This is a genomic window from Cryobacterium soli, assembly GCF_003611035.1.
Classification (GTDB): domain Bacteria; phylum Actinomycetota; class Actinomycetes; order Actinomycetales; family Microbacteriaceae; genus Cryobacterium; species Cryobacterium soli.
Map to the genome: position 1 here is coordinate 3,263,916 of NZ_CP030033.1, position 12,833 is coordinate 3,276,748.

General features: G+C 70.3%; 15 protein-coding genes. 13 read left to right on the top strand and 2 right to left on the bottom strand.

The features are described from left to right. Window positions 1–3: 3 nt before the first annotated feature. The 13 genes from folE to cls all read left to right on the top strand — a co-directional run bounded on the left by folE (window position 4) and on the right by cls (window position 10,226). Window positions 4–573 carry a GTP cyclohydrolase I FolE gene (gene folE / locus DOE79_RS15100; protein WP_120339216.1) on the top strand — a complete coding sequence of 190 codons (570 nt, stop codon included), beginning with the start codon at window positions 4–6 and terminating at the stop codon, window positions 571–573. Window positions 574–586: 13 nt separating this feature from the next. Then, window positions 587–1,393 carry a dihydropteroate synthase gene (gene folP, locus DOE79_RS15105; protein ID WP_120339217.1) on the top strand — a complete coding sequence of 269 codons (807 nt, stop codon included), beginning with the start codon at window positions 587–589 and terminating at the stop codon, window positions 1,391–1,393. Continuing rightward, a complete protein-coding gene (gene folB, locus DOE79_RS15110) occupies window positions 1,390–1,815 on the top strand; it encodes a dihydroneopterin aldolase (protein WP_120339218.1) in 426 nt (141 codons plus the stop codon). Before folP ends, folB begins: the two co-directional genes overlap by 4 nt. Beyond that, window positions 1,812–2,384 (top strand): 2-amino-4-hydroxy-6-hydroxymethyldihydropteridine diphosphokinase, encoded by a 573-nt coding sequence (folK, locus tag DOE79_RS15115; protein WP_120339219.1) that lies wholly within the window; start codon window positions 1,812–1,814, stop codon window positions 2,382–2,384. Before folB ends, folK begins: the two co-directional genes overlap by 4 nt. After that, a complete protein-coding gene (locus DOE79_RS15120) occupies window positions 2,381–2,872 on the top strand; it encodes a DUF3180 domain-containing protein (RefSeq protein WP_120339220.1) in 492 nt (163 codons plus the stop codon). Before folK ends, DOE79_RS15120 begins: the two co-directional genes overlap by 4 nt. Then, window positions 2,865–3,401 carry a PH domain-containing protein gene (locus tag DOE79_RS15125; protein ID WP_245976964.1) on the top strand — a complete coding sequence of 179 codons (537 nt, stop codon included), beginning with the start codon at window positions 2,865–2,867 and terminating at the stop codon, window positions 3,399–3,401. The genes DOE79_RS15120 and DOE79_RS15125 overlap by 8 nt, the downstream gene beginning before the upstream one ends. Next, the gene (locus DOE79_RS15130) at window positions 3,398–5,071 is read left to right on the top strand and encodes a PH domain-containing protein (RefSeq protein WP_120339221.1); all 1,674 of its coding nucleotides are present in this window, start codon (window positions 3,398–3,400) and stop codon (window positions 5,069–5,071) included. The genes DOE79_RS15125 and DOE79_RS15130 overlap by 4 nt, the downstream gene beginning before the upstream one ends. After that, window positions 5,068–5,829, top strand: coding sequence for a Rossmann-like and DUF2520 domain-containing protein (locus DOE79_RS15135; protein ID WP_120339222.1), 762 nt, complete (start codon window positions 5,068–5,070; stop codon window positions 5,827–5,829). The genes DOE79_RS15130 and DOE79_RS15135 overlap by 4 nt, the downstream gene beginning before the upstream one ends. A gap of 2 nt (window positions 5,830–5,831) precedes the next feature. Continuing rightward, complete coding sequence (gene panC / locus DOE79_RS15140; protein ID WP_120340372.1) at window positions 5,832–6,707, top strand: pantoate--beta-alanine ligase; 876 nt, start codon at window positions 5,832–5,834, stop codon at window positions 6,705–6,707. A gap of 55 nt (window positions 6,708–6,762) precedes the next feature. Further along, window positions 6,763–8,313 carry a lysine--tRNA ligase gene (gene lysS / locus DOE79_RS15145; protein WP_120339223.1) on the top strand — a complete coding sequence of 517 codons (1,551 nt, stop codon included), beginning with the start codon at window positions 6,763–6,765 and terminating at the stop codon, window positions 8,311–8,313. A gap of 4 nt (window positions 8,314–8,317) precedes the next feature. Beyond that, complete coding sequence (locus tag DOE79_RS20615; protein ID WP_157109259.1) at window positions 8,318–8,470, top strand: hypothetical protein; 153 nt, start codon at window positions 8,318–8,320, stop codon at window positions 8,468–8,470. Window positions 8,471–8,583: 113 nt separating this feature from the next. Further along, the gene (locus DOE79_RS20620; protein ID WP_162942781.1) at window positions 8,584–8,760 is read left to right on the top strand and encodes a hypothetical protein; all 177 of its coding nucleotides are present in this window, start codon (window positions 8,584–8,586) and stop codon (window positions 8,758–8,760) included. A gap of 11 nt (window positions 8,761–8,771) precedes the next feature. Continuing rightward, a complete protein-coding gene (gene cls / locus DOE79_RS15150) occupies window positions 8,772–10,226 on the top strand; it encodes a cardiolipin synthase (RefSeq protein WP_425455726.1) in 1,455 nt (484 codons plus the stop codon). Between the two features lie 6 nt (window positions 10,227–10,232). Here the strand turns inward: cls and DOE79_RS15155 are convergent, their stop codons facing one another. Next, a complete protein-coding gene (locus DOE79_RS15155) occupies window positions 10,233–11,228 on the bottom strand; it encodes a pirin family protein (RefSeq protein ID WP_120339224.1) in 996 nt (331 codons plus the stop codon). 9 nt (window positions 11,229–11,237) lie between these two features. Continuing rightward, window positions 11,238–12,791, bottom strand: coding sequence for a hypothetical protein (locus DOE79_RS15160; protein ID WP_120339225.1), 1,554 nt, complete (start codon window positions 12,789–12,791; stop codon window positions 11,238–11,240). Between the last annotated feature and the right edge of the window lie 42 nt (window positions 12,792–12,833).

The window sequence follows — 12,833 nt, forward strand, 5'->3', positions numbered from 1 at the left end:
CCCGTGGGAGTCGACCAGCCACGCATCCAGGCGGCCGTCGCCGAGATCCTCGCCGCCATCGGCGAGGATCCCGGGCGGCCCGGTCTGGAGACCACGCCGGAGCGGGTTGCCTCCGCGTACGCGGAGTTCTTCTCCGGCCTCGGCACCGACCCGCTCGAGCACCTACGGGACAGCGTGCCCGTTGGGGAGCGCACCGGCGAGCTCGTGCTGCTGCGCGACATAGAGTTCCGGTCCGTCTGCGAACACCACCTGCTGCCCTTCCTCGGCACCGCGCACCTCGCCTACCTGCCCGGCGACCGCATCGTGGGCCTGGGCAAGCTCGCCGCCGTGGTGGAGACACTCGCGGCCCGGCCTCAGCTGCAGGAACGGCTCACCGAGGAGATCGCTGACGCCCTCGAGGCCGGCCTCGCGCCGCGCGGCATCCTCGTTGTTCTCGACGCCAGCCACGGATGTGTCACCACGCGCGGTCCGCGCCAGTCCCGCAGCTCCACCGTCACCATGGCCAGCCGCGGCGAGCTTGCCCAGCCGGTGGCGCGTTCCGAGATCATGGCCCTCATCGGCGGCTCGCTGTGACCGGGGCACCGCGGTGACCCTCGTCATGGGTGTGCTCAACGTCACACCGGACTCCTTCAGCGACGGCGGACGCTGGGCCAGCACTGAAGCGGCCGTTCGCCACGCCCTCGACCTGCACGCCGACGGCGCCGACCTCATCGATGTCGGCGGCGAGTCCACCCGGCCCGGTGCCGCCCGGGTGACTCCCGAGGTGGAGCAAGGCCGGGTGCTCCCGGTGATCGCCGAACTGCACCGCCGCGGCATCGTCACGAGTGTCGACACTCTCAACGCCCAGACCGCCGAGCGGGCCGCTGACGCCGGCGCCGACATCATCAACGATGTCTCCGGCGGCCTGGGCGACCCCGGCATGGCAGCAGTGGTGGCACGCACCGGGCTCACCTACATCGCCATGCACTGGCGCGGCCATGCCCGCACCATGGACACCCTCGCCGTCTACGACGACGTGGTCGCCACGGTCGTCGCCGAACTGACCGACCGGGTCGCCGGGCTCGAAGCGGCCGGCGTCAAGCGCGGCCAGATCGTCCTCGACCCCGGGTTGGGCTTCAGCAAGGACGCCGAGCAGAACTGGCGCCTGCTCGGCCGGCTGGACGCGTTCTCGGAGCTCGGACTGCCCGTCATGGTCGGCGCCTCGCGCAAGCGGTTCCTGGCCGCTCTGCTGCCCGATGACGCGCCCATCGTGGACCGCGATCTGCCGACCGCAGTGCTCAGCGTGCTCGCCGCCCAGGCCGGCATGTGGGCCGTCCGCGTGCACGACGTGGCCGGAACCCGAACCGCCCTTAACGTGCTGGCCCGGGTCGAGTCGGCCAGAATAGGGTCATGAGCACCGACTCGATCACCCTCACCGGGCTGCGGATCACCGCCCACCACGGTGTCTTCGACTTCGAACGCGAGAACGGCCAGGAGTTCGTCATCGACGTCACCGTGTGGCTGGATTTCCGCGCGGCGGCCTCCGGCGACGACCTCGCCCGCACCATCCACTACGGCGAACTAGCCGTCGAGGTGGCGGACGCCGTGCGGCGCGACCCCGTAGATCTCATCGAGACCCTGGCCGAGCGGATCGCCGACGTGGTTCTCGCGCACGAGGCCGCCGAACGGGTGCGCGTCACGGTGCACAAACCGCAGGCGCCCATCGAGATCCCGTTCGCGGATGTCTCGGTTCAGATTGAACGCGCGCAGATTGAACGCACGCAGATCGAACGCGCGCTGCCGGCCACGGCCCACTCGGAAGGGAGCCGAGCATGACGCGGACCAACGACACGCCGCAGACCGCCGTGCTGGCCCTCGGCAGCAACCTCGGCGACCGGGAGGCCACCCTGGCCGCCGCCGTGCGGGAGATCGCCGACCTGACCGGCGCGGAACTCACCGCGATCTCACCCGTGTACGCCTCGGACGCCGTGAAACCCGACGGTGTAGACCTCGACGCCCCCGGCTACCTCAACCTCGTGGTGAGCCTGCTCTGGTCGGGTGACCCGCACGCCCTGCTCGACGCCGTCAACGACATCGAGAACGCCCACGGCCGGGTGCGCGAGGAACGCTGGGGCGACCGCACGCTGGACATCGACCTCATCTGCGTGGGCGACCTGCAGATCGACGACGACAGGCTCACCCTGCCGCACCCCCACGCCGCCGAGCGCGACTTCGTGCTCGCGCCCTGGGCCGATATCGACCCGGACGCCGAGATCCCCGGCCGCGGCCGGGTCACCGAACTTCTGGCCGTGGCCGACCGCACCGCCAGGGCGCATCCGGTCTCGGCCAGCACCGACCCCGCCCACACCGAGGTCGCCCCCGGTCTGCAGGAGCCCCGGCCATGAAGCGCACCTCGCCCACCCCGCTGATCGCCCTCGGCCTGGTCGGCCTGGTCGTCGGGTTCCTGGCCGAATTGGCGGCCACGGCCTTCAGCGCGCCCATCTTCGTTCCGCCGCTCACCCTGCCGCTCGCGCTCGTGCTGATCGCGGTGATCCTCGTCGCCCTCGCCTGGCCGATCCGGCAGGCCACCCGGGGCCGCTCCACCCGGCGGGTCGACCCGTTCCGCGCCATGCGGGTGGCCCTACTGGCCAAGGCATCCAGCTTGAGCGGGTCGCTCCTGCTCGGCGTGGGCCTGGGCATCGTGCTCTTCATCCTCACCCGCTCGGTGGTACCGGCGGTAACATCGTTGTGGCTCGCAATCGGGATGGCACTCGGCGCGGTGATCCTCCTGGTAGGTGGTCTCGTGGCGGAACACTTCTGCACACTCCCGCCGGACGACGACCACGATCACGACAACGGGGGACCGAACAATGGTGGAGCAGCCCATGCCTGACAACCTCGGCGGCGAGATCGCGCCGATGCCGGTTCCGCCGGTCGGGGCACGACTGGACCTCCCCGAGGCCGGCGAGTGGAAGCGCGTGTCGCCCAAGTACGTCATGGTCGAGATCGTGGGCACCATCGTGTTCCTGCTCATCGTCTGCGCGGTCACCGGTTTTCTCTGGCTGGTCCTCGAACAGGACTGGGCCCTCTGGGTGGGGGGCGCCGTCGCCCTCATCACGCTGATCTCCCTCGTGCTCGAGCCCCGCCGGGTGCGCTCGATCGGCTACCAGCTGCGTGCGGACGACCTGCTCTTCCGCCGCGGCATCATGTACCAGCGCTTCGTCTCGGTGCCCTATGGCCGCATGCAGCTCGTGGACATCACCCGCGGCCCGGTCGCCCGTCTGCTCGGCCTGGCCGACCTCAAGTTCGTCACCGCCGCGGCCTCCTCCGGCGTGGCCATCCCCGGCCTGGCCGAGGCGGATGCCGACGCCCTCCGCGACCGTCTCGTGGAGCTGGCCGAGAGCCGGCGGGCCGGGTTGTGACCTCCCTCGCCGACGGGGACTGGCACCGCCTGCATCCCGCGAGCCCGCTGCTGCGCGGCGGTATCTTCGTCTTCGCCCTGCTCGGGTTCGTCATCGCCAACTTCCGCGAACGCGTCGTCGACCTGGTCTTCGGCATCCCGCGGGAGTCCGGCGACCCGTTGGACACCATCTACGAGCGCGGCGCCGTGGGCTGGGCCCTGCTCATCGCCGGCGGCATCCTGGTGGTCATCCTCATCGCCTTCAGCCTCTCCTGGCGGATGCACACCTTCCGGGTGACCGACGAGTCCGTCGAGGTGCGCAGCGGCATCCTGTTCCGCAGCCACCGGAAGGCCAGGCTCGACCGCATCCAGGGCGTCAACATCGTGCGCCCGCTCATTCCCCGCCTCTTCGGCGCCGCCAAGCTCGAGGTGAGCGTGGCCGGGCAGGACGCCAACGTGCAACTGGCCTACCTGGGCTCCGCGCTGGCCGACGGGCTGCGCCGCGACATCCTGCAGCTGGCCTCCGGCGCCCGGCAACCGCGCGTGGCACCCGGTGAACCCGGCGAGCCCGGCCAGAGCGCTGAGATCGCAGGGGCCGCCGCGGTGAACGGGCCCGGGCTCCGGCAGGGGCTCGGGGACTACGCCACGGCACGCGTGGGCGAATTCCTCGCGCCGGAGCTGGACCCGGATGCCGCGCCGCCGCAGTCGGTCGTGCGCATCCCGGTCCTCCGGTTGATCGGGTCGATCGTGTTCAGCGGGTTCACTCTGTTCCTGCTGGTGGGCGTGGTGGCCCTCGTCACCTCGGTGGTCGTCGGCGGCAGCGAATGGCTGCTCATCGCCATCGTCCCCGGCCTGATCGGCAGCCTCGGTTACTACTTCTCCCGATTCACCAAGTCGTTGCGCTACAGCATCGCGGGCACCAGCGACGGGGTGCGGGTGGGCTTCGGCCTGCTCACCACGAGCAACGAGACCCTGCCGCCCGGGCGCATCCACGCCGTGGGCGTGAACCAGCCGCTGCTGTGGCGCCCGTTCGGCTGGTGGCAGATCCGTATCAACAAGGCCGGGCACTCCACCAACGAGGGCGCGGCGGGTGCCGCCGCCACGACGGTGCTCCCGGTCGGGTCGCTGCGCGACGTCGAACGGGTGCTCGAGCTGATCCTGCCGGCCTTCTCCGACGACGCCCAGCGGGCGCTCATCGGCCGTGGCCTCACCTCCCGAGGCGGCGACGACGGCTTCCGCAACGCCCCGCGCCGTGCGGCGTGGCTCCGTCCCTTCTCCTGGCGGCGCACCGGGTACGCGGTTGCCGCCGACGTGGCGCTGCTGCGCCGTGGAGTGCTGGCCAGAGACCTCGTGCTCGTGCCCTTGGCCCGCCTGCAGAGCGTCGGCATCGACCAGGGCCCGATCCGGCGGCGCCTGCGCCTGGCCACCGCCCGCCTGCACACCGTGGCGGGACCGGTCAGCGCGACCCTCGGCGTGATCGACACCGACGAAGCCGTGCGCCTGTTCGAGGCCGTCTCCGCCGGCGCCGTCGCCTCGGCGGACTCCGACACCAGCCATCACTGGAGCCGCACAGCGGCGGCTCCGGCCGCCGCCGACCAGCCGGCCGCCCCGGCCCCCGCCTCTGAAGCGCCGCCCGCCAGCGCGCCGCCCGCCACCACCCCGCTCGGCCCGAGCACCGAGGTGACCTGGTGAGCCAACGCCCCGGTCGGCTCGGCATCGGCGTCATCGGCGCCGGGCACGTCGGCCCGATCCTCGCCGCGGCCCTCGCGGGGGCCGGACACGCCCTCGTGGGTATCTCCGCCATCTCCCAGGCCAGCCGCGACCGGGCCGAGGCGATCCTGCCGCAGGTGCCCGTGCTCACGGTGCCCGAGGTCGTGGAGCGCAGCGAACTGGTCATCATCGCCGTGCCGGACGACCAGCTGGACAGCCTGATCACCGGGCTCGCGGCCACCGGAACCTGGCAGCCCGGCCAGCTCGTGCTGCATACCTCGGCGCGCTACGGCACCGATGTGCTCCTGCCGGCCCTGCGCGCCGGCGCGATCCCGCTGGCCATCCACCCGGCCATGGCGTTCACGGGGACCAGCCTGGACATCAGCCGGCTGGCCGACAGCTACTTCGCCGTCACCGCCCCCGCCCCCGTGCTGCCGATCGGGCAGGCGCTGGTGGTGGAGATGGGCGGCGAACCGGTGATCGTGGCCGAGGCCGACCGTGCCGCCTACGCCGAAGCCATCGAGACCGCCACGGCGTTCTCCACCTCGATCGTCGAGCAGTCCACCCGGCTGCTGCAGGGAATCGGCATCGAGCAGGCCGGCGCTGTGATCGCGCCGCTTGTGCGATCGGCCATCGAGAACGCGCTCACCCGCAACGGAGCGACGCATCCGCTCGACGGCCTCGACACCTTGCCCCACCCGTTCGACCTGCCATACCCGTTCGACCCGGAGGACCAGTGACCGTGCTCACCAAGCCAGAAGTCATCGACACCATCGATGAGCTGCGGGGCCAACTCTGCCTCGCCAAACAGAACGTCGCCGCCCAGGGCGGCGACGCCCACGTTGTGCTCGTGCCGACCATGGGCGCCCTGCACGCCGGCCACCGCGCCCTCGTGCGCCGTGCCGCCGACCTCGGCGCGATCGTCGTGGTCTCCATCTTCGTGAACCCGCTGCAGTTCGGTGTGAACGAAGACCTCGACACCTACCCGCGCACCCTCGACGCCGATGTGGCGGTGCTGGCCGAGGAGGGCGCCGCGTTCGTGTTCGCACCCACGATTCGCGAGATGTACCCGGACGGAGCGTCCTCCACCCGCGTGACCGCCGGCGGGATCGGCAGCCTGTACGAGGGCGCGGCCCGGCCCGGCCACTTCGACGGCATGCTCACGGTGGTGGCGAAGCTGTTCAACATCGTCGAACCCGACATCGCCGTGTTCGGCCAGAAGGACGCCCAGCAGGTGTTCCTCGTGGAGCGTATGGTCGCCGACCTCAACCTCCGGCTCGGAATCGAAGTCGTCCCCACCGTGCGGGAGGAGAACGGCCTGGCCCTGTCCAGCCGCAACCGCAACCTCGACGACCCCGCCCGCGACGCGGCCCGCTCGCTGTCGGTGGGCCTCGCGGCCGCTGCCGCTGCCGCCTCCGCTGGAGTGCCGGCCGCGATCGTGGCGGCGCACGCGGTCATCGGTGCCCAGCCACTGGTTAAACTGGACTATCTCGTTGTCGTGCACCCGCACACCTACCTGCCGGTCGCCGACGACTACCGAGGCCCGGCCAGGATGCTGGTCGCCGCGGTGGTCGGCAGCACCCGGCTCATCGACAACATCGCACTGGACATCCCCTAACCGCCTTTCCCTGGCGCTGGCCGCGGCCCGCGCACGCCCACCGACGGAGAACCGCATGAGCACCACCCCCGACGCCGCGCCCGGCTACACGCCCGGCACTGACGAGCAGGACGCACAGGCCGCAGCGGCCGAACTGTCCGAGCAGAAGGCCGTGCGCCTGACCAAGCGCGACCGCCTGAACGCGGCGGCGACCAACGCCGGCGGTGGTGCCTACCCGGTGTCGGTGCCCGTCACCCACACCATCCCCGCCGTGCGCGCCGAGTACGGCGACCTCGAGGCGGATGCCGCCACGGGCGTCACGGTCGGCCTGGCCGGCCGCATCGTGCACCTGCGCAACACCGGCAAGCTGTGCTTCGCGAGCCTGCAGTCCGGCGACGGCAGCCGCATCCAGGCCATGGTGTCGCTCGCCGCCGTCGGCGAGGAATCCCTCGCGGCCTGGAAGGACCTCGTCGACCTCGGCGACCACGTCTTCGTGTCCGGCGAGGTCATCTCCTCCCGCCGCGGCGAACTCTCCATCATGGTCTCCGAGTGGCAGGTCGCCGCCAAGGCGCTGCTGCCGCTGCCCAACCTGCACTCCGAACTCAGCGAAGAGACCCGGGTGCGCAGCCGCTACCTCGACCTCATCGCCCGCGACCAGGCCCGCCGCACCGTCGTGCAGCGCTCGCAGGCCGTCGCGAGCCTGCGCGCCACCTTCACCGCGCGCGGCTTCCTCGAGATCGAGACGCCCATGCTGCAGACCATGCACGGTGGCGCCTCCGCCCGGCCGTTCTCCACGCACAGCAACGCCTTCGACACCGAGCTGTTCCTGCGCATCGCCCCTGAGCTCTTCCTCAAGCGCGCCGTCGTCGGCGGCATCGACCGGGTCTACGAGATCAACCGCAACTTCCGCAACGAGGGCGCCGACTCCACCCACTCGCCCGAGTTCGCCATGCTCGAGGCCTACGAGGCGTACGGTGACTACACCTCGATCGCCGAGCTCACCCAGACCCTCATCCAGGACGCCGCCGCGGCCATCACCGGCGGCTCGCACGTCGTGACCTGGGCCGACGGCACCGAGTACGACCTGGGCGGCCAGTGGGACCGCATCAGCATGTACGACAGCCTGTCGGCGGCCGTGGGGCGCACCGTCAGCCCCGCCACCCCACTGGCCGACCTGCAGGCTCTGGCCGCGGTCGAGGGCGTCGAGGTCGACCACCCGATCCACGGCAAGTACGTCGAGGAACTCTGGGAGCACTTCGTCAAGGGCGACCTCGTGCGCCCTACCTTCGTGCTCGACTTCCCGGTGGACACCAGCCCGCTCGTGCGCGGGCACCGCTCCATCGACGGCGTCGTGGAGAAGTGGGACCTCTACATCCGCGGTTTCGAACTGGCCACCGGCTACTCCGAGCTCGTCGACCCCGTCGTGCAACGCGAACGCTTCGTGGAACAGGCCCGGCTCGCCGCCGGCGGCGACCCCGAGGCGATGCGCCTGGACGAGGAGTTCCTGCGTGCGCTCGAGCACGGTATGCCGCCCACCGGCGGCATGGGAATGGGCATCGACCGGCTGCTGATGGCCCTCACCGGCCTTGGCATCCGCGAGACCATCCTCTTCCCGTTGGTAAAGTGACCGCATGATGACTTTTCTGCCCAAGGACGAGCTGAAGCCCGACGACGACGGCGGCAAAAAGGGCCCGTCGACCAACCGGATCATGATCTGGATCGTGGTCGGCGGTATCGGCCTCTACCTGCTGGGTTCGGGCATCTGGGGCATTCTCGTCAAGTAACCCCCGGTCCACCTCGCGAAGTGTGAGAAAAGCACGCAAAAACGGGGAATCCCGGTGCTTAAGTCACAGCTCGCGGATGGGGCGGGGGCGGGACCGCGTAGGCTGGTGTGACTATGGATGACTTCTGGGCCAACGCACTGTTCTCGCTCGCGCCCACGGTTCTGGTCGGCGTGATCTTCTGGATCATCATGCGTGCCATCATCCGCGCCGACCGCACGGAGCGAAACGCCTACGCGCGCATCGAAGCCGAAGAACGGGCCAAGCTCGGCCTCGACAAACCGGCCGGCTAAGCGTGTTCGGCATCGACCTGTCCACCATCCTCCTCGTGGTGGCGTTCCTTGTTGACTTCGCGATCCGGGTTGTGGCCATCATCGTGGTCCCGCGCAACCGCAGGCCCACCTCCGGGATGGCCTGGCTGTTGGCGATCTTCCTGATCCCGTACTTCGGGGCGCTCCTGTTCCTGCTGATCGGCTTCCGCACACTGCCTAAGAAGCGCGTCGAGAAGCAGGCTGAGATCAACCAGTTCATCCTCGACAGCACCGAGGGCATGGAACGGGTGACCCGGGAGCACCCGTGGCCGGGCTGGCTGGAGTCGGTGGTGGAGCTCAACCGCAATCTCGGCGCCATGCCGTTGGTGGGCGACAACCGGGCCCGTCTGCACGGCAACTACGAAGAGACTCTCGCCGCGATGGCCGCCGACATCGACAGGGCCACCAAGTACGTGCACGTGGAGTTCTACATCCTCTCCCTCGACCACACCACGGCGGGGTTCTTCGACGCCATGGAGAACGCGGTCAAGCGCGGCGTGACCGTGCGGGTGCTGATGGACCACATCCAGTCGGCGCGGAAACCCGGATTCAAGCGCACGAAGCGGCGTCTCACGGACTCCGGCGTGAAGTGGGAACTGATGTTGCCGCTGCAGCCGTTCACGGGCAAGTGGCAGCGACCCGACCTCCGCAACCACCGCAAGCTCGTCATCGTGGACGGGCGGGTCGGGTTCATGGGCTCGCAGAACGTGATCGACCGCACGTACAACATGAAGTCCAACATCCGCCGCGGGTTGAAGTGGAAGGATCTCATGGTGCGGCTCGAGGGGCCCATCGTGTCGGGCCTGAATGCCATCTTCATCACCGACTGGTACAGCGAGACCAACGAGCTGCTCACCCGCGACATCGAGCCCGTGCACCCGGAGGACATCTCCGACGCCATCGACTGCCAGGTGGTGCCCAGCGGTCCCGGCTTCGTGGGCGAGAACAACCTGCGTCTCTTCCTCGCGCTGCTCTACTACGCGCAGGAACGCATCGTGATCACGAGCCCGTACTTCGTGCCCGATGAGTCGATCATGTACGCGATCACCACGGCCGTGCAGCGGGGCCTGCACGTTGAGCTGTTCGTCTCCGAGATCGGCGACCAGGCCCTCGTCTACCACGCCCAGCGCTCCTACTACGAGGAACTGCTGCGCGCGGGCGTGAAGATCTACATGTACAAGGCGCCGTACGTGCTGCACGCCAAGCACTTCACCATCGACGACGACGTGGCGGTGATCGGGTCGAGCAACATGGACATGCGCTCGTTCAGCCTCAACTTCGAGGTGTCCCTGATGGTGCGCGGGCACTCCTTCGTGGAGGCGCTGCGTGAGGTGGAAGACGGCTACCGGGCGGACAGCCGGGAGCTCACCCTCGACGAGTGGATGAAGCAGCCGCTGCGGTCGACGATCCTGGACAACCTGGCCCGGCTGACCTCGGCCGTTCAGTAGGCGCGTTCAGTCCCGGGGCTTCAGCCGCACAGTGGGCAGCGCCGGTGCCGGCAGGGCGGTGCCGTGGTAGGCGACGTGGCCGAACCGGCCGGCCGCATCCGTTTCGTCGATCACCTCGGTCTGCCACTGGGCCCGCCACGCGGTGATCTCCTCGTGGCTGCGGCCGATGAAGTTCCACCACATCACGATCTGTTCGCCGAGCGGCTCGCCACCGAGCAGCAGCACGCGGGCGTGGGCCTGGCCGGTGTTCTCCAACCGGATGCGCCCGCGCCCGGCGTCGACGAAGCCCAGCTCGTTCTGCCGCACCGGCGTGCCGGCGACCGAGACGGCGCCGGTGTCGACGAGCACCCCGTGCTCGAAGGAGCTCTGCACGTCCAGGTCGATCCAAGCCCCGGCGGCCAGGTCGAGTTGGGCGCCGACCAGCGGGGTGTCGCCCCGGGCAGCCGCGGTCTGCCCGGCCAGGCTGCCGATGAACACGTGCAGGGTGACGCCGTTCAGGGTGACGGGGGTGATGACGTGGTTCTCGAAGCGCGGGGCCTGGTGCCGGGTGAGCTCGGGCAGCGCGATCCACAGCTGCACGCCGTGCAGGGCCGTCGTGGTGGGCGTGGACACCTCGGAGTGGCTGATGCCGGCCCCGGCGGTCATCAGGTTGAGCTCGCCCGGCCGTACCAGGGCCAGGCTGCCGACGCTGTCGCGGTGCTCGACCTCGCCGGCGAAGAGCCAGCTCGCGGTCTGCAGTCCGGTGTGCGGATGCGGCGGCACGACCATGCCGCCGGTGACGGAGACGTCGTCTGGGCCGTAGTGGTCCACGAAGCACCAGGCGCCGATCAGGCTGCGCCGGCGCTGGGGGAGCGTGCGGCGCACCCCCATGGCGCGGGGCCCGCCCAGGGGGACGTCGCGCGGCTCGAGGATGACGACGGGGGCGGACGCCTCGGTCACGGTGCCGAGCGGCGTACTGCCGTCGCAGAGGAGTTCGGCCGGTTCGGTTTCCAGGTTGCTCACCCTCCGACCCTAATCCGTGTCGCTCTTGGACGATAACGGTGGCAGAGGCTCGGTGGGGGCGGTCTGGTTGCGGTCGCCGAGTCCGTCCGGCGGCAGCGGCCTGGTGGATGCGAGGACCTCCTCACGCTGCTCGGACTCGGAGGTGGGCGGCTCGGTCGGCCCCAGCGGTTCGGGGGCGATTTCGGCCGTAACGGTTCCCGTCGACTCGGTGGGCGGCCGCTGCAGCAGCTCCACGAGGAGCACCGCGAGCAGTGCGAGCACGGCCGTCCAGATGATCACCGGGGGAGTCAGCGGCCGCCAGAAGATTGCGACGGCGGCAGCGGCCAGACCGATGAGCACGTGAGCGAGCCGGCGGTAGTGGTAGAGGAAAGCGCCGAACCGACCGGTTGTGACACCGGCATTGGCCGCGGCGAGGCGGAGCCGGGCGGAGGTGTTGACCGTGGTGCGCCGCACGATGGTGGAGCCGCGGAACGGTCCGGCGAGGTAGGCGACGACGGCCACGGTCACGCCGACCAGGCCCACCGACAGCGCCGTGGCGTTGATGATCGGGACCACCGCGTCGTAGAGCGCCTGGGCGGTGTCGCTGGGCAGGTAGGCAGGGGCGACCGAGTTGACGAACACGATCCGGCCCACGGCGACGCCCGCCGCCAGCAGCGCCATCGATGCCGCCAAGGTCAGCCCCGCCCAGATCAGGGCACGCGCCCGGCGCCGGGCCAGCAGGATGCCGATCGCGATCAACCCCAGGCTGACCAGCGGGAGCACGAAGCCCAGCACGTTCAGCAACTGATATGCGGTGCGCGCCTGCACGAGGGAGTCGGACTGGGCGACCACGATGGTGCGGTTGACGTCGGGGATGTTCTGCGCCAGCGTGAAGCCCCGATTGACCAGCTCGGTCTTGACCTCGGAGATGATCGGGCCGAGCTGGATGCCGAGTTCGCCGGTGCCGCTGATCACAAGTGCGGAGGTGGGGTCGCCTTCGAGGGCGGCGACGATCTGGGTCTGGCTCACCCGGACGGCCTGCGCCCAGAGCTGGGCGAACGCATCCGAGGTGACGATGCTCGACGCGGCCGACCGGATCAGCCCCTGGATGCCCTGCACCGCCGGTTTCTCCAGCAGTGCCAGGGCGTCCTTGGCGCCCTGAGGCAGGTCCAGGCTCTGCAGACCGGTGAAGAGGTCGCCGGTGATGGACTCGATGTCGACGTTGTCGTTGACCACGGTGACGATCTCGTCGACGAGGTAGGCCTGCACGGCCGGGTCCTTGGCCAGCGGGGCGAGGGAGGACACCACCTGGTCGGTGTTGTTGACGTACCCCTTGGTCCAGTAGGCCACCACGCTGACCGGGGCCAGGAGCACACCCACGGTGATCAGGAGCGCCGCGAAGAACGCCCGCCACCGCGCCCCCGCCCGGTGGTCGGCCGCAGGGCCGGCCTGCGCGCGCAGGCGGGCGTTCTCGGCGGAGAGCCGGGCGATCTCCTCGGCCGGGTCCGGCGGGGCGCCCGCGCCCCTGGCCGTGCCGGGGGGCGAGCCGTCGGCTTGGGGTGCGAGATTCTGAGTGCCGTCCATGGTGCCGCCGCCTTTCGCCTGCGGTTCTGGGTCGGTTGGTCG